Origin of the sequence: Streptomyces sp. NPDC017991, assembly GCF_044328075.1 — a bacterium.
GTDB lineage: Bacteria > Actinomycetota > Actinomycetes > Streptomycetales > Streptomycetaceae > Streptomyces.
In genome coordinates this window covers 426,596-443,512 of the sequence record NZ_JBIRGP010000006.1, presented here as the reverse complement: position 1 = coordinate 443,512, position 16,917 = coordinate 426,596, and the positions used below count along the sequence as shown (strand labels likewise).

Annotated in this window: 10 protein-coding genes; 8 read left to right on the top strand and 2 right to left on the bottom strand. The window is 70.5% G+C overall.

The features are described from left to right. Nucleotides 1-24: 24 nt before the first annotated feature. The 4 genes from ACH4DZ_RS20725 to fdhD are packed head-to-tail and all read left to right on the top strand — an operon-like array spanning nt 25 to nt 5,529. The gene (locus tag ACH4DZ_RS20725) at nt 25-1,950 is read left to right on the top strand and encodes a molybdopterin oxidoreductase family protein (protein WP_398288652.1); all 1,926 of its coding nucleotides are present in this window, start codon (nt 25-27) and stop codon (nt 1,948-1,950) included. 21 nt (nt 1,951-1,971) lie between these two features. Then, nucleotides 1,972-3,801 (top strand): NAD(P)H-dependent oxidoreductase subunit E, encoded by a 1,830-nt coding sequence (locus ACH4DZ_RS20720; protein ID WP_398288651.1) that lies wholly within the window; start codon nt 1,972-1,974, stop codon nt 3,799-3,801. After that, nucleotides 3,798-4,658 carry a 2Fe-2S iron-sulfur cluster-binding protein gene (locus tag ACH4DZ_RS20715; RefSeq protein ID WP_398288650.1) on the top strand — a complete coding sequence of 287 codons (861 nt, stop codon included), beginning with the start codon at nt 3,798-3,800 and terminating at the stop codon, nt 4,656-4,658. Before ACH4DZ_RS20720 ends, ACH4DZ_RS20715 begins: the two co-directional genes overlap by 4 nt. Before the next feature lie 7 nt (nt 4,659-4,665). Beyond that, a complete protein-coding gene (gene fdhD, locus ACH4DZ_RS20710; protein WP_384804789.1) occupies nt 4,666-5,529 on the top strand; it encodes a formate dehydrogenase accessory sulfurtransferase FdhD in 864 nt (287 codons plus the stop codon). A gap of 85 nt (nt 5,530-5,614) precedes the next feature. Here the strand turns inward: fdhD and ACH4DZ_RS20705 are convergent, their stop codons facing one another. Continuing rightward, nucleotides 5,615-8,887: an NACHT and WD40 repeat domain-containing protein gene (locus tag ACH4DZ_RS20705; RefSeq protein WP_398288649.1), complete on the bottom strand. Its 3,273-nt coding sequence runs from the start codon at nt 8,885-8,887 to the stop codon at nt 5,615-5,617. A 347-nt stretch (nt 8,888-9,234) separates the two neighbouring features. Between ACH4DZ_RS20705 and ACH4DZ_RS20700 the strand changes: the two genes are divergently transcribed. Together ACH4DZ_RS20700 and ACH4DZ_RS20695 are read left to right on the top strand one after the other, a co-directional pair. Continuing rightward, a complete protein-coding gene (locus tag ACH4DZ_RS20700; RefSeq protein ID WP_398288648.1) occupies nt 9,235-11,172 on the top strand; it encodes an exo-alpha-sialidase in 1,938 nt (645 codons plus the stop codon). A 10-nt stretch (nt 11,173-11,182) separates the two neighbouring features. Next, nucleotides 11,183-12,418 carry a DUF4185 domain-containing protein gene (locus tag ACH4DZ_RS20695; protein WP_398288647.1) on the top strand — a complete coding sequence of 412 codons (1,236 nt, stop codon included), beginning with the start codon at nt 11,183-11,185 and terminating at the stop codon, nt 12,416-12,418. Here ACH4DZ_RS20695 and ACH4DZ_RS20690 read toward each other — a convergent pair. Next, nucleotides 12,357-13,412, bottom strand: a complete 1,056-nt coding sequence (locus ACH4DZ_RS20690) for a bile acid:sodium symporter family protein (protein ID WP_398288646.1) — start codon at nt 13,410-13,412, stop codon at nt 12,357-12,359. The genes ACH4DZ_RS20695 and ACH4DZ_RS20690 overlap by 62 nt on opposite strands. Nucleotides 13,413-13,608: 196 nt before the next feature. Here ACH4DZ_RS20690 and ACH4DZ_RS20685 point away from each other — a divergent pair, with 196 nt between their 5' ends. After that, entirely contained in the window at nt 13,609-14,475 is an 867-nt protein-coding gene (locus tag ACH4DZ_RS20685) for a LysR substrate-binding domain-containing protein (protein ID WP_398288645.1), read from the top strand. Nucleotides 14,476-14,921: 446 nt separating this feature from the next. Further along, a complete protein-coding gene (locus ACH4DZ_RS20680; protein ID WP_398288643.1) occupies nt 14,922-16,748 on the top strand; it encodes an AMP-dependent synthetase/ligase in 1,827 nt (608 codons plus the stop codon). Nucleotides 16,749-16,917: the final 169 nt, after the last annotated feature.

Genomic DNA, 16,917 nt, shown 5'->3' with positions numbered 1-16,917 from the left:
TATGAGGACTTCGAGGAACACGGTATGAAGAAGCGAGACCGAACTCCCAAGACGTACAACCGACTTCAGTACCCCATGGTCCGTGACTCCCGTGACGAGCCCTTCCGCAGGGCGAGTTGGGACGAGGCCCTGGACCGTGTCGCCCGGGGCCTGGGCGCGGCACGCGGCGCGTTCGGCCTGTTCTCCTGCGCCCGCGCGACCAACGAGATGAACTACGTGGCCCAGAAGTTCGCCCGCGTGGTCATGGGCACCAACAACGTCGACTCCTGCAACCGCACCTGCCACGCACCCAGCGTGGCAGGCCTGTCGGCGGCCTTCGGCTCGGGCGGCGGCACCTCCTCGTATGCCGAGGTCGAGCACACCGACCTGGTCGTGATGTGGGGCTCCAACGCCCGCTTCGCGCACCCGATCTTCTTCCAGCACGTCCTGAAGGGCATCAGGAACGGCGCCCGGATGTACGCGGTCGACCCGCGCCGCACCTCCACCGCCGAGTGGGCCGAGGGCTGGCTCGGGCTGAACGTGGGCACGGACATCCCGATGGCCCACGCGATCGGTCGCGAGATCATCCGGGCGGGACTCGCGAACGAGGCGTTCATCGAGCGGGCCACCACCGGCTTCGAGGAGTACAAGCAGCTCGTCGAACCGTGGACGCTGTCGCTCGCCGAGAAGGTGACGGGCGTACCGGCCGCCGCCATACGGGAGTTGGCGCACGCCTACGCCCGCGCCGAGCGCGCCCAGTTGTGCTGGACGCTCGGCATCACCGAGCACCACAACGGCACGGACAACGTCCGCGCGCTCATCAACCTGTCCCTCCTGACGGGCCATGTGGGCCGCTTCGGTTCCGGGTTGCAGCCCCTGCGCGGACAGAACAACGTGCAGGGCGGCGGTGACATGGGCGCCATCCCGAACCGGCTGCCCGGCTTCCAGGACATCCTCGACCCGGACACCCGGCTGAAGTTCGAGTCCGTGTGGGACACCGTCATCGAGCCGCACTACGGGCTGAACCTGACGGAGATGTTCGAGGCCATGGAGGAGGGCTCACTCAAGGCCGTCTACTGCATCGGGGAGAACCCGGCGCAGTCGGAGGCCGACAGCGAGCAGGCGATACGCCGTATGCGGGCACTCGACTTCCTCGTCGTCCAGGACATCTTCCTGACGAAGACGGCCGAACTTGCGGACGTGGTGCTCCCCGCGACGGCCGGCTGGGCCGAGACCGAGGGCACGACGACCAACAGCGAGCGGCGGGTTCAGCGGGTGCGCCGGGCGGTCACCCCGCCCGGCGAGGCCCGCGAGGACATCGACATCCTCTGCGACCTCGCCTCCCGCATGGGACACGAGTGGAAGTACGAGGACTCCGAGGCGGTGTGGGACGAGCTGCGGTCGGTGTCCCCGGACCACTACGGGATGACGTACGAGCGGCTGGCGGAGCATCAGGGCATCCAGTGGCCCTGCCCGCAGACGGACCGGATCGAACCGACCTATCTGCACGGCAGGTTGTGGGAGTCCGACCGGGCGGCGCGGGGCCGGCTCGCGCCCTTCGGGATCGTCCAGCACGATCCGCCCGTCGACCTGACGGACGAGCGGTTCCCGATCCGGCTGACCACCGGGCGGCGGCTCGACTCGTACAACACCGGTGTGCAGAGCGGTGGTTTCGCCTCGCCGATGCGGCGCGGCGAGTTCGTCGAGCTGTGCCCGGAGGACGCGGAGCGCTACGGCGTGGTGGTCGGCGAGCAGGTCCAGATCTCCTCGCGGCGCGGTTCGGTGGTGGCGCCGGTGTGGGTCGACACCGCGCTGCGGCCCGGCCTCGCGTTCATGACCATGCACTTTCCCGACGAGGTGGACACCAACCAGCTGACGATCGAGGCCAACTGCCCGATCGCGGGGACGGCGGAGTTCAAGGCGTCGGCGATCCGCATCGAAAAACTGCCGGTTGCGATTCAGGTCAAGTGAGAGTCAAGTGAGGTGATGTGAGTGGACCTGCACTTCGGAGACAGCAAACCGACGGACGAGGAACGGGCGGCGATCGACACGCTGCTCGGCCCTCCGGAGTCTTCGTGGGAGGGCGCCGACCGCAGCGACGCCGACCTCAGGTGGGCACGCGGCGGGCGAGAGGCCCGGGAACGTCGTGACCTGCTGTTGCCGGGGCTGCACGCCGTCCACGACCGGATCGGCTGGATCAGCGAGGGCGCCCTCGACTACCTGTGCCGGCGGCTCACCGTGCCGCCGGCGGACGCGTACGGGGTCGCCACCTTCTACGCGATGTTCTCGGTGAAGCCGCGCCCGGCGACGGTCCTGCACGTGTGCACGGACCTGGCGTGCGCGGCGGCCGGGGCCTCGGAGCTGTGCGCCGGGGTCGAGGCCCGCCTGGGCCTCGGCAGCGGCGTCAGCGTCGAGCGCAGCCCCTGCCTCGGCCTGTGCGAAAGGGCCCCGGCCGCGCTCGCCGTCAAGGCCGGGGACCCGGTGCGTACGGCCGTGTCGGCGCCGGCGACCGTCGAGCGGGCCGTCCTCGCGGCGCGCTCGCCCGACTCGGCGCCCGAGGAGCCGCCCGCCGCGCTGGCGGTCCCGCAGGCCGGGGATCCCGCCCTGATGCTGCTCGGCCGGGTCGGCGTGGTCGATCCGGCGTCGCTCGACGACTACCGGGCGCACGGCGGTTACACGGCCCTGCGGCAGGCCTTCGCGATCGGCCCCGCCGGGGTCATCCGCGAGGTCACCGACGCGGGCCTGGTCGGGCGCGGCGGCGCCGCCTTCCCCACCGGCCGCAAATGGCAGGCCACGGCGTCCCAGCCCGACCACCCGCACTACCTGGTGTGCAACGCGGACGAATCCGAGCCCGGCACCTTCAAGGACCGCGTGGTCATGGAGGGCGACCCGTACTCCCTCGTGGAGGCGATGACGATCGCGGCGTACGCGGTCGGGGCGCACAAGGGTTACCTCTACCTGCGCGGCGAGTACCCACGAGCCCTGCGCCGCATGGAGCACGCCATCGGGCAGGCACGCGCGCGCGGTCTGCTCGGGGACGATGTCCTCGGGCAGGGGTACGCCTTCGACATCGAGATCCGGCGCGGCGCGGGCGCGTACATCTGCGGTGAGGAGACCGCCCTCTTCAACTCCATCGAGGGGTACAGGGGCGAGCCGCGGTCGAAACCGCCCTTCCCCGTGGAGAAGGGCCTGTTCGGCAAGCCGACCGCCGAGAACAACGTCGAGACGCTGGTCAACGTCCTGCCGATCCTCACCGTCGGGGCCGCGGCGTACGCGGCGATCGGCACCGGTACTGGCGGGTCCACCGGACCGAAGCTGTTCTGCGTGTCCGGCAGCGTGGACCGGCCCGGTATCTACGAGCTGCCGTTCGGCGCCACGCTCGGCGAGCTGCTGGAGCTGGCGGGCGTACGCGAGAGGCTGCGCGCGGTCCTGCTCGGCGGCGCGGCCGGTGGCTTCGTACGGCCCGACGAGCTGGACATCCCGCTCACCTTCGAGGGCACGCGGGCGGCCGGCACGACACTCGGCTCGGGGGTCGTGCTCGCCTTCGACGACACCGTGCCGCTGCCGCGTCTGCTGCTGCGCATCGCCGAGTTCTTCCGGGACGAGTCGTGCGGGCAGTGCGTGCCGTGCCGGGTCGGGACCGTCCGCCAGGAGGAGGCCCTGCACCGCATCGTCGAGCGGACCGGCGCGGACGCGGCGGCCGACATCACGCTGCTGCGGGAGGTGGGCCGGGCCATGAAGGACGCCTCGATCTGCGGTCTGGGACAGACCGCCTGGAACGCCGTGGAATCCGCCATCGACCGCCTGGGGGCGTACGAATGACCTTGATACCGCTGGGGATCCCCCGCCGCCTGCTGGAGTTCACGATCGACGGCGATCCTGTGCGCACGCCGGAGGGCTCGACGATCCTCGACGCCTGCCGGTCGGCGGGCAAGGACGTCCCGACCCTGTGCGAGGGCGACACCCTCACCCCCAAGAACGCCTGCCGCGTGTGCGTCGTCGAGGTCGAGGGCGCGCGCACCCTCGTCCCGGCCTGTTCCCGCAAGGCGGAGGCGGGCATGGAGGTGCGCACGGACACCGAGCGCGCCAGACACAGCCGCAAGATCGTCCTTGAGCTGCTCGCGTCCTCCGTCGACCTGTCGACCACACCGGAGGTCGCCGGCTGGCTCAAGGAGTACGAGGCCGAGCCCGACCGGTTCGGCCCCGACGCGGCCCGCGTCGACGAACAGCCGAGGATCGACAACGACCTCTATGTGCGCGACTACGGCAAGTGCATCCTCTGCTACAAGTGCGTGGACGCCTGCGGGGACCAGTGGCAGAACACCTTCGCCATCTCGGTCGTCGGCCGCGGCTTCGACGCCCGGATCGCCGTCGAGCACGACGGCCCCCTCACGGAATCGGCCTGCGTGTACTGCGGCAACTGCATCGAGGTGTGCCCGACGGGTGCGCTTTCGTTCAAATCGGAGTTCGACATGCGTGCGGCGGGTACGTGGGACGAGTCGGCGCAGACCGGGACGACCACGGTGTGCGCCTACTGCGGAGTGGGCTGCAATCTCACCCTGCACGTACAGGACAATGAGATCGTCAAGGTCACCTCGCCGCACGACAACCCGGTGACCCACGGCAACCTCTGCATCAAGGGCCGCTTCGGCTACCAGCACGTACAGAACCGGGACTGATCAGGACATGGGACGAGTCACGGAACGACGCAAGGTGATCCGCATCCGCGACGGGGTGGTCTCCGCCCGTCCGGACACGCTCGTCGCCGAGGAACCACTGGAGATCCGGCTCAACGGAAAACCCCTCGCGATCACGATGCGCACCCCGGGCGACGACTTCGCGCTCGCGGCGGGCTTCCTGGTCAGCGAGGGGGTGCTGGGCGCGGCGGACGAACTGCAGAACATCGTCTACTGCGCCGGCGCCACCGTGGACGGCTCGAACACCTACAACATCGTCGACGTTCGGACGGCGCCCGGCGTCGTCATCCCCGACATCACGCTCGAACGCAACGTGTACACGACGTCGTCCTGCGGGCTGTGCGGCAAGGCCAGCCTGGACGCGGTCCGCACGACGGCCCGCTGGACGATCGACGACACGCACGGCGACACGACTCCCCCGGTACGGCTCGGGCCCGAACTGCTCGCGAGCCTCCCCGACCGGCTGCGCGCGGCGCAGCGCGTGTTCGACCGGACCGGGGGTCTGCACGCGGCGGCCCTGTTCACCGAGGACGGCGAACTGGTCGACATCCGGGAGGACGTGGGCCGGCACAACGCGGTCGACAAGCTGGTCGGCCGCGCCCTCCAGAACGGCTCGCTGCCGCTCTCCCGCACGGTCCTGCTGGTCTCGGGGCGCGCCTCCTTCGAGCTGGCCCAGAAGGCGGTGATGGCGGGCATCCCGGTGCTCGCCGCGGTCTCGGCACCGTCCTCGCTCGCGGTCGACCTGGCCGCCGAGTCGAACCTGACCCTCGTCGGTTTCCTGCGGGGCACCTCCATGAACGTGTACGCGGGCGAGCACCGCATCGCCCTGCAGGCCGCGGCCGCCCAGGGCTGACCGGTCTCCCCGCTGCACGGCGGCGGGGCCCCTACCCGGCGGGGAGCGCCCCCTGCGCCGGAGGGGCCCCGTCGTGTTGCCACCGTCAGTTCCAGCCCTGGTGTACGTTCCACCGTTTCACCATGCCGTCCGAGTGCAACGTGGTGAGAGTCCGGGAGCCGGGGCCGAAGGCGATGCGAATGACGCCTTCAGTCTTGAGGGAAGGGCTGTCCAGTCGTTCTCCGTTGTCCGCGTCCCACAGAAAGATCTCGCTTTCCGAGTAGGTCGCCAGCACATCGCCGCTGTCGCTGAAGGCAGCTGGATATCCAGTTCGGATGGTGCAGGTTTTCTTGCAGGAGGATGCGTTCCACACGCGGGTGCGTTCATTTGTATAATCGTAAGAGGCGACATTCTCGCCATGCCGCCCCAGTACGACATATTCGCTTTCCCCCTGCTTACCTGGAAGACGACGTGGCTTTTCCTGCTTCTCCAAGTCCCATAGTTCCGTGTACGATTTCCGCCCCTCGTTTTCGCTGAAACTCACTGCGAGGACCTTCGCCGTCGGATCAAACTCCAGGTCGGAAATCATTGAATCCGTCATAGATTTCTCGTAGGGGATCGTACGAATCGGGTCCCTCCGGCAGGTGCCCAGGTCCCATACGCGGATGGTTGCACCGCTCTTGGATTTGGATACGGCACCCACCGCCAACTTGCCGCCGTCCGGGCTGAGGGAAAAAGTCGCATCCTCAGGGGCATATTCAATGGTGCATCGTCGTTTGAATTTGTTGGCTGACTTGACGGACCAGGCCGCAGCAACCCCGTCTGCGGCAGCGACGACGGAACGGCCGTCCCTGCTTACGATCATTTCCCCAGCTGGGGAGGTTCCAATATCGGCGATGCGACGGCCGACCACCCTCCCTTTCCCGGGATCCAAGCTGAGCAGCCAGGTGCTGTCATACGCGGAGGAGTTGTCCTGATACACCAGGCTTCGCTGGTACACGAGCCATCGGCCATTTGAGCTGAGCGCCGCATCACTCGTACTGGTGTCTTCCATACCAATAACCAGAATCGTCGACCGTGAATCGTCATCCGGTAATGCGACAACCAGTGCTGTCGAGGCGACTGCCATCACTGTGGCCACAACACCGATCGTGCGGCGCCTGAAACGTGGCCGGTGGCCCTGCGGGAGCGGTTGATCGTTGAGCCGCTCCACCAGGCGGATGTGCCGGAACTGATACACGCCCCCTGACTGACGTAGCACTCCGCGGCGTCGGGCATCGGTGAGAAAGCCGATCAGCCGCCAGGGCAGGCGACCTCGTACGGCGAGCAGGAAGGCCGCCAGCCGGAACCTGGGCCAGGCCCGGGACAGGAGGAGAAGGACGGCGCAGGTGGTACCGGGGAGGATTCCGGCCGTCTCGATGATCAGGATTCGACGGAGGTCGAAGCGGAGCTCGTTCTTCTGCAATGCGGCGAAATCGGACGGCGAAGGCTCGCCGTGCCACCCCATGAGGGCCGTGGCGACCATGTCGCTCGCCACCAGCACGGGAATCAGGGCGGCACTCGCGATGAGCGCGGTCACCGTACCGGCGGCCAGTGCGCCAAGGAGTGACGAGTTCCGGTCGTGTCGGAGCATGTGTTCGGGCGTGGCTCGGGCCGCGCGCTCCGGCTGTGCGGTGAGCCAGTTGTGGACGGCGACCGCGAGACCGGCCACGACGGCCAGCGCGCACACCGTGCCCAGCAGTTCGACGTAGTCCACAGAGGCGTTGAACGACCAACTCAGTTCGCTGAGCGAAACGGACACAGCCTGCCCGAGCACGATGGGCGCGGCGGGGACGGCCACCACCGCGACACCGGTGGCCGCTCCTTCCCGCAGTCGGCGCAGGGACCCGCGGAGGGTGAACGACAGCTGACCGGGAGTCCTGCCGGGAGTCGCGTACCAGACGATCACGACCAGGACCGCCATCCCCGTGCCCGTCAGAGCGGAGACGGTGAAGGCCGACGAGAAGAGCACTTCGTTCTCATCAGAGGGCGTGTATCCGAAGCTCTCGTGCCAGAGCTTCAGGTTCGTCAGCCACACCGATACGACCACCATCAGTACCGTCCCCAGGGCGAGGCCCAGTGCCGGTGCCACCCATGGGGAAAGGAGCCGTTGGCTCAACTGCCACCAGGCGACGTCACGTTCGCGGTACCGGTGGAGGTACTGGGCAAGGTACGTCAGCCAGCGTTCGGCCTTGGCCGCCTCCCAGCGGGGCGGCTCCCCCGTCGGCCGACCGGACGGCAGCCGGTCCGGCGCGTAGGCGGCGTCGATGAGACGGTCCAGCAGGTAGTCCTCGATGGCGTGGCGGGAATCGAACCGGGAGGGGTCGAGCAGTTCGGCGGGGGCCCCTCCCAGACGCTGGTAGACCAGGCGCGCCTGGGAGACCATCAGCGGCGTGGACAGTGCGGCGCGGACCGGGGTGTCCGGCGGGGCGACGCGAAGGCGGTCGTACACCTGGGCCCAGCGCGTCTCGGGGTCCGGCCAGTCGACATCCTCCAGGTAGGCGATGGTGTCGGCCGCGGCGAGGGGGGCGACCTGAACCACCGGGGCCCTGCGCAGAGTGGGAGAGCCCGCCGCGATCACATCCGTGTATTCCACCGCCCGGCAGGTGACGACGATGGGCCGTTCGGCGCCGAGGGCGTAGTTCATGGCGCGGACCGCACCCCGCCGGGCGGACTCGGGGATCTCGTCGAGGCCGTCGACGATCGGCGTGAGGAGGCCGTGGTCGAGGACGGTCCGGGGGATCTCGGGGCGGCCCCGGTAGTAGGTGTCCGCCAGCGTTCGGACGATCCAGTCGTCCAGTGATTCACAGATCGGATCCCACGACGACGCCGACAGCAGTACCGGCACCGGTTCGCCCGCACTGCGACGGCCGAGAAGTCCGAGGGTGAGCAGGATCGCCAACACGGTCTTGCCCGCGCCGGGCTCGCCGATGGCGACCAGGCGTCCGTTGGGCAGCCGCCGGTAGCCGTCCGCGAGCTGGACGGTCATGCTGTCGAAGTCGCCGTCCAGGCGGCCGTCGAGACGGATGCGAACGCTGCGGTCCGCGGTCGACCGGACGGCGGGGTCGGCGGTCGTCCAGGTCAGTGGCAGGACACGCGGGTCACGAAGCCTGCGGGCTCTGGCCTCCTCCGCCCACTGCCCCTGTACCGCGTCCGCGAGGGCGTCGGCCTGAGCGCCGGGAGAGAGCGGCACTCTGCTGTCTCCGCGGAGGTAGTCGGCGACCGCCACGGCCAACGCCAGGATCGCGAGCAGGATGCCGATGACATCCTTCTTCTCGATGCCGTCCCGCATCAGCCAGAGCGGGATCACCACCAGGGCCAGACCGAGCCCGACCAGCACCGCGTTCCGTACGGTCCGGCGCCATCGACCCTGAGCGGAGGGAGACCAGAACATGCAGCTCAGCGTGGCGCGTCGGGACTGGTTCAGGACGGGGATCGGAGCGCAATCACCTGGACGGGTGACCTGGCGTCCTCGACGAGGACGAGGTCGTAGCCGAGGTCGCCCCTGACCCGAGCCGGTGCGGCGGGAAGTTCTCGCGCCACGGCCGTGCGCGCTTCTTGTGAGGTGCCTGGGAGCCCAGTACCGTCTGTGGCGCGCAGCCAGGACATGGGATGTCCGGTTGTCCGGACGCGTGAGACACCCGAGACGCCCGAGACGCATCAGACGCATGAAGGGCAGGTCGCACCATGCCGTCAAGTCTTCGCGCACGCCCCCGAACTCCCCGCACGGCCAGACCCTGGAGGACCGCTGTCACCGGCGCCCTGACGGCGGTCCTCACTCTCACCGCGCTGCTCGGGGTGCCGGGCACCGGACACGCCGGGACCGCGGCCGAACCCGGCGCGACCACCGGAGTCGCCGCGTTCGAGCAGCAGGTGCTTTTCAAGGCCTCCCAGGATCCCGGATACGCCTGCTTCCGGATCCCGGCCGTCGTGAGGACGACGAAGGGCACCCTGCTGGCGTTCGCAGAGGGCCGGGTGAACGACTGCAGCGACGCCGGTGACATAGACATCGTGCTCAAGCGCTCCACCGACGGCGGACGCACCTGGGGCCCGCTGCAGATCATCAACGAGGGCGCGGGCGACACGCACGGCAACCCCGCGCCGGTGGTGGACCGCGGAACCGGCCGGATCGTGCTGGCCGAGACGTACAACACGGGCCGTACGGACGGCGGCAACTGCGCCGTCCCGTGCGACCGCACCCCGCACATGCAGCACAGCGACGACGACGGGCGCACCTGGTCCGAGCCCCGCGACCTCAGCGACGAGATCCTGCCCGCGCACTGGAACTCCTGGTACGCGACCGGGCCGGTGCACGGCCTCCAGCTGACCCGTGGCAAGCACGTGGGCCGGCTCGTCCTCGCCGTCAACACCGAGACGTGGGACGGCAGCCACGTCACCGCGAACCACGCGGCGCTCGTCGTCAGCGACGACGGCGGCGACCACTGGCGGGTCGGGGCGACGGACTCCTGGCCGACAGCGCAGGACGGCACGTTCCGGCAGAAGCCCTCCGAGATGACCGTCACCGAGGGCGCCGACGGCACGGTCCTGGTCAGCGGGCGCGAGCAGGACGGCACCGATCCCGGCCACCGCACCCAGGCGTTCAGCGCCGACGGCGGCGACAGCTTCACCTCGCCCTTCAAGGCCCTGCCCGACCTCTACACACCGCAGGTCCAGGGCTCCACGCTGCGCATGGGCGACCGGATCCTGCTCGCCTGCCCCGCCGACCCGGACCGCCGCCGCACGATGATGATCCGCTCCTCCTACGACGGCGGACGCACCTGGGACGGCGTCGACCGCGGCACGGTCGTCACGACGGACTGGTCCGGCTACTCCGACCTGGTCGGCATCGGCGCCGACACGGCGGGCCTGCTGTACGAGGGCGGCGCCGTGGACGCGCGCGACGAGATCCGCTTCGCCCGGTTCACCGAGGACTGGCTGACCCCGCGCCGCGGCCCCGACCCGACCACCGCGGACCTCGCCCCGCGCGCACCCGGCGCGGCGGTCCTCGGCGGCGCGACGAGGACGGACGGCGTGTTCGGCGGGGCCCTCGCGTTCGACGGCGCCGACGACGCCGTACGCCTGCCCCACCGGGCCCGACTGCCCCTCGGGACGAAGGACTTCACGGCGTCACTGTGGTTCCGCTACACGGCCACCACGGGCGAGCAGCCGTTCCTGTGGATGGGCGGGGTCGGCTCCACCCAGCCGCAGGTGTGGCTGCGCGGCGAACCCGCGAACAACCGGGTCCAGGGGCTGATCACGACCCGGGACGGCGCGAGCGCCCCCCGCTCCGCGTCCGTGCGCACCACCGGCGCGTACGACGACGGGCAGTGGCACCATCTGGCGCTGCGCCGGGGCGGCGGACAGCTGACGCTGTTCATCGACGGGACCGTGGCCGGCACGGCGGCGGACGTGCCGGGATCGGTGAGCCGGAACTCGCCGTTCGGGGTGCACGTCGGCCAGAAGCTGGACAGCCGCGCCCACTTGACCGGCGCGATCGACGACGTCCGGGTCCACGACCGGGCGCTGAGCGACGGCGAACTGGCCGATGTGCGCGCCGGGGACACGACCGTGACCGGCGGAACCGTCCTGTGGCTGCCCATGGACCGGGTGAGCGCAGGCCACTAACGTCCCGGGCGTGCCCGACGACACACGAGCACGACAGCGCACGGGGACCGGGCTGGGTCTGCTCCTGGCCCTGGTCCTCGGCGCGGTGCTGCTCACGGCCGTCCCGGACGACGACGGCGGGGAGGCCGCCTGCAAGGCCCGTACGGTCGCCTCCTGGGCCGCGAACACCGGCGTCACGGACGAGTTCGCGCGGTACGGGGACGACGCCTCGCGGGCCGACGACTGGACCGGCGGCGACGGTACGCACTCGGTGCGGCTGCCGGACGGGCGGGTGCTCTGGCTGTTCTCGGACACCTACCTCGGCCAGGTGTACCGTCCGCCGAACCCGGCGGGCGAGTCCTACGCCTGGCGGGACACGACGGCACCGCTGGTGCGCAACTCCGCCGTGGTCATGAAGGACGGGCGTCTGCAACGCACCCTGCCCGCCCCGCTGTTCGCGGACCCGGCGCCCGGCCGGTGGCGCTGGCCGGTCGCGGCGCGTGTCGAACCCCGCTCCCCCGGCTCGGCCGAGCAGGTCGTACGGGTCGTGCTGTGGACCCGCACGACCGGCGCGTACCCGTGGATCTACGGGGTGCCCACCGCCACCGAGGTCGCCACGCTGTCGCTGCCCGGTCTGCGGCTCGAAGGGATCACCGAGGTCCTCGACCAGCGACAGGTCCGGGATCCCGCGCGGCGCGTGCTGTTCGGCACGACCGCGCTGACCCACGACGAGGACTGGACGTACGTGTTCGGCGGGGACGACGCGCGGGCCGCCGCCCGGCCCGCGTCGCACGCGTACGTCGCGCGCGTGCCCCGGGGGCGGCTCGCGGACCCGGACGCGTGGCAGTACTGGGACGGCGAGCGGTGGACCATCCCCTCCCGCATGAAGCCCGTACTGGGTGACGGCCGGGACGAGGGGGTGGGCAGCGCGTTCACGGTGGCCCGCGACGGGGGGACGTACGTCCTGTTCACGATGGCGGCGGGCGCCGAGGGGCTGACGACCGTCACCTCGTACTGGGCGTGCTCCCCCACCGGGCCCTGGCACGGCCCCGGCAAGGGCTTCAGCCCACCGCTGCCGGAGCGGGGGGCGGGCGTGGCGGCGTACAACCCGCAGGTCCATCCGGCGATCGGCCGGGGCGGGCTCATGCTGAGCTACGACGTCAACTGGCTGGACGCGACCGGCGGGGCGACGGCGCAGGCCAACCTCAGCCGGAACGTGTCCCTGTACCGACCGCGATTCGTGACGCTGCGGCTGGGCCCGGGGTGAGGCACGGCCGCGCCTGCGGCTCGGCCTGCGGGTCGCGGGAGCGGCGCTTGGCGATGACCGCGCACACCATGAGCTGCATCTGGTGGAAGAGCATCAGCGGCAGCACCGCCAGCGAGGCGTGGGCGCCGAACAGGACGCTCGCCATGGGCAGGCCGGACGCCAGGGACTTCTTCGAGCCGGCGAACTGGATGGCGACACGATCGTCCCGGTGGAACCCGAGGGCCTTGGCCCCGTACCAGGTCACCGTCAGCATCACCGCGAGCAGGACCACCTCGACGGCGAGCAGACCGCCCAGCCGCAGCGGGCTGACCTGGTGCCAGATGCCCTGCACCATGCCCTCGCTGAAGGCGGTGTAGACGACCAGCAGGATCGAGCCGCGGTCCACGTAGCCGAGGACCTTCCTGCGGCGTGCGACGAAGCCGCCGATCCAGCGGCGCAGCAGCTGTCCGGCGAGGAACGGCACGAGCAGCTGGAGCACGATCTTCAGGAGCGAGTCCGCGGAGAAGCCGCCTCCCGTGCTGCCGAGGAGCGCCGCGGCGAGCAGCGGGGTGAGCACGATGCCCACCAGGGAGGAGAAGGAGCCCGCGCAGATCGCGGCGGGCACGTTGCCGCGCGCCATGGAGGTGAAGGCGATGGACGACTGGACCGTCGAGGGCACGAGGGTCAGGAAGAGCAGTCCGGTGTAGAGGTTGTGGTCCAGGAGCACCGGTTCGAGGCCGCGGGCCGCCAGCCCGAGCAGCGGGAACAGCACGAACGTGCAGGCCAGCACCGTGAGGTGCAACCGCCAGTGCCGTACGCCGTCCATCGCCTCGCGGGTGGACAGACGCGCCCCGTAGAGGAAGAAGAGGAAGGCGATCGCCGCGGTGGAGGCGCCGTTGGCGACCTCGGCACCGGTGCCCCGGGCGGGCAGCAGGGCGGCGAGCCCCACCGTCCCGAGCAGCAGCAGGATGTACGGGTCTATCGGCAGCCAGGACGGCCACTTCAGGCGTTTCACGGTGCTCCGATGGTGCTGGGGGCTTTTGTCACTGGTGTCACTGGCTTCGCTGGTATCGCCGGTGCCACTGGTTCTTGTCGGTGGTTTCCGGACGGGGCGAGCCCTCTCCATCGTCCTCCTCCGACTCTTGATCGGGAATCCGGTACACCGCTCTGACTGTCATCACGAACCGCGATGAGGCGGTAGCCTCGGGCCCGTGTACGACCCCTCGCAACTGCGTACCTTCCTCGCCGTGGCCCAAACGCTGAGCTTCACGCAGGCGGCCCGGCGGCTCGGGCTGCGCCAGTCCACGGTCAGCCAGCATGTGCGCCGCCTGGAGAGCACCGCCGGGCGGCAGCTGTTCACCCGGGACACCCATTCCGTGGAGCTGACGGAGGACGGCGAGGCGATGCTCGGGTTCGCGCGCCGGATCCTGGAGGCGCACGAGCAGGCGGCGGCGTTCTTCGGCGGCACGCGGCTGCGCGGCCGGCTGCGGTTCGGCGCCTCGGAGGACTTCGTCCTGACCCGGCTGACCGAGATCCTGGAAGGGTTTCGCCACGACCACCCCGAGGTCGACCTGGAACTGACGGTGGAGCTCTCGGGCACCTTGCACGAGCAACTGGCCGACGGGCGGCTCGACCTGGTGCTGGCCAAGCGCCGCCCCGAGGACCCGCGCGGCGAGCTGGTCTGGCACGACCGCATGGTCTGGATCGGCGGGGAGCGGCTGCGGCTGGATCCCGACCGTCCGGTCCCGCTGATCGTGTACCCGCCGCCGGGCATCAGCCGGGCCCTGGCCCTGGAGGCCCTGGAAGGCCAGGGCCGGTCCTGGCGCATCGCGTGCACGAGCGGCAGCCTCAACGGCCTCATCGCGGCGGCCCGCGCCGGCCTCGGTGTGATGGCCCACACGCGGGGTCTGATCCCGCCGGGCCTGGTCCGCGTCCCGGACCGCGCGGGCCTCCCGGAACTGGGCGAGGTGGACTTCGTCCTGCTCCACGGCAGACGCCACACGGCGGCCCGCGGCGCGGCGGACGCCCTGGCAGCCTCAATCCTGACTTCCCCGGACCGCCTCCACCGAGCCCCGTAAGGGGCGCGGGGAACTGCGCGACAAGCCCCCACCGGCCCGCAGCTTCCCCAGGCCGCCGGCCGACCCCGTAAGGGGCGCGGGGAACTGCGCGACAAGCCCCCACCGGCCCGCGGCTTCCCCAGGCCGCCGGCCGACCCCGTAGGGGGCGCGGGGAACTGCGCGACAAGCCCCCACCGGCCCGCGGATGCGTCCGGACACCGGCGGCCCCCGCAAAGGCGCCGAGCGCGCCCGGAACCCGGTAAGCGCCCCGTACAGATTCCGTGGAGATTACGGAACCGAAACTTACGGAAGAGTAAGGATTCTGTCCCGGCCTCCCCCCTTGTGGCCGGATTTCAGGGGTTGACCAGTGCGTACGTCATCCCCGACCCCCCTCCGCCGCCCCTCCCGCCCCGGCGTCACGTGGGGTAGCTTTCACCGCGCTGCGGAGCACCTTCAAGGAGCGGGGATTGAGCGAGTTCACCAACCCTCCCCTGGCGTCGGCACCGCCGGTGGGCGGCCTGGCCGATGCCGTGTTCGAGTATGCCCAGGAGGACCCCCTCTACATCGCACTAGGCCGCAAGGACGAGCACGGCAGGTGGCGGGACGTGACGTCCGCCGAGTTCCGTGACGAGGTCCTCGCACTCGCGAAGGGCCTGCTGGCGCACGGCGTCCGCTTCGGAGACCGCGTCGCGATCATGTCCCGTACGCGCTACGAGTGGACCCTCTTCGACTACGCGCTGTGGTCGATCGGCGCGCAGGTCGTCCCGATCTACCCCACCTCGTCGGCCGAGCAGGTCTTCTGGATGCTGCACGACGCCCAGGTGTCGGCCGCCATGGTGGAGCACGAGGACCACGCGATGACCGTCGCCACGGTCATCGACCGGCTGCCGACGCTGCACAAGCTGTGGCAGCTCGACGCGGGCGCCGTGCAGGAGCTGTACGAGGCGGGCGGCCACATCGACGACGAGGTGGTCCACCGGCACCGCCGCGCGGTCACCCCGGAGTCGACGGCGACGATCATCTACACGTCCGGCACCACGGGCCGCCCCAAGGGCTGCGTCCTGTCGCACGCCAACTTCATGTTCGAGACGGACACGGCGATCGGACGCTGGGAGCCGCTCTTCCACTCCAAGCGCGGCGACGAGGCGGCCACCCTGCTGTTCCTGCCGCTCGCGCACGTCTTCGGGCGGATGGTGCAGGTCGCCGCGGTCCGGGGAAAGGTCAAGTTCGGCCATCAGCCACAGCTGAACGCGGCGGCCCTGCTGCCGGATCTGGCCGCGTTCCAGCCGACGTTCTTCCTGGCGGTGCCCTACATCTTCGAGAAGGTCTTCAACGCGGCCCGCCGCAAGGCCGAGAAGGAGGGCAAGGGCGGGCCGTTCGAGAAGGCCGTCGAGGTCGCGGTGCGCTACGCGGACGCGGTCGAGGCGAAGGCCTGGGACATCGGTCCCGGACCTTCCACCGCCCTGCGGATGCAGCACCAGCTCTTCGACAAACTCGTCTACTCCAAGATCCGCAGCGCGATGGGCGGACGCGTACGGCACGCTATGTCCGGCGGCTCCGCGATGGACCGCCGCCTCGGCCTGTTCTTCGCGGGCGCCGGCGTGCAGATCTACGAGGGGTACGGGCTCACCGAGTCCACGGCCGCCGCGACCGCCAACCCTCCCGAGCGCACCCGCTACGGGACGGTGGGCCAGCCCATCCCCGGCACGACCGTGCACATCGCGGACGACGGCGAGATCTGGCTGCACGGCGACAACGTCTTCCAGGGTTATCTCAACGACCCGAAGGCCACCGACGCGGCCCTGCACGACGGCTGGCTCGCCACCGGCGACATCGGCGCGCTCGACGAGGACGGCTACCTCACCATCACCGGGCGCAAGAAGGAGATCCTGGTGACCTCCGGTGGCAAGAGCGTCTCGCCGGGCGTCCTGGAGGAGCGGGTGCGCGACCATCCGCTGGTCGCGCAGTGCATCGTCGTCGGCAACGACCGGCCGTACATCGCGGCGCTGGTCACGCTCGACGGTGAGGCCGTCGACCACTGGCTGCAGATGCGGGGCAAGCCCCCGCTCACCCCGGCCCAGCTGGTGCGGGACCCCGACCTGGAGACCGAGGTACGGCGGGCCGTGGTCGCCGCGAACACCCTGGTCTCCCAGGCCGAGTCGATCCGCACGTTCCGGATACTGGCCCACCAGTTCACCGAGGAACACGGCCTGCTGACCCCGTCCCTGAAGCTGAAGCGCAAGGCGATCGAGAACGCGTACGCGACCGAGGTGGAGGCCTTGTACCGCGCGTAGCGGTTCTCGCGGCCGCATGGGCGCCCCCGAAGGGGCGCGGGGAACCGCGCGACAAGCCCCCACCGGCCCGCACCCCCGCACGACCTGACGCCTCGTCACATACCGCCGTCCCACATATTGACGGACCGTCAGATTCGCCGGATCATTTCGGGCACCCGAGTCACCGGAG

What these genes read in the sequence shown, in the direction of transcription:
- ACH4DZ_RS20725 (WP_398288652.1), top strand. Translation starts at nt 25, where the DNA reads ATGAAGAAGCGAGACCGAACTCCCAAGACGTACAACCGACTTCAGTAC.
- ACH4DZ_RS20715 (WP_398288650.1), top strand. Translation starts at nt 3,798, where the DNA reads ATGACCTTGATACCGCTGGGGATCCCCCGCCGCCTGCTGGAGTTCACG.
- fdhD (WP_384804789.1), top strand. Translation starts at nt 4,666, where the DNA reads ATGGGACGAGTCACGGAACGACGCAAGGTGATCCGCATCCGCGACGGG.
- ACH4DZ_RS20700 (WP_398288648.1), top strand. Translation starts at nt 9,235, where the DNA reads ATGCCGTCAAGTCTTCGCGCACGCCCCCGAACTCCCCGCACGGCCAGA.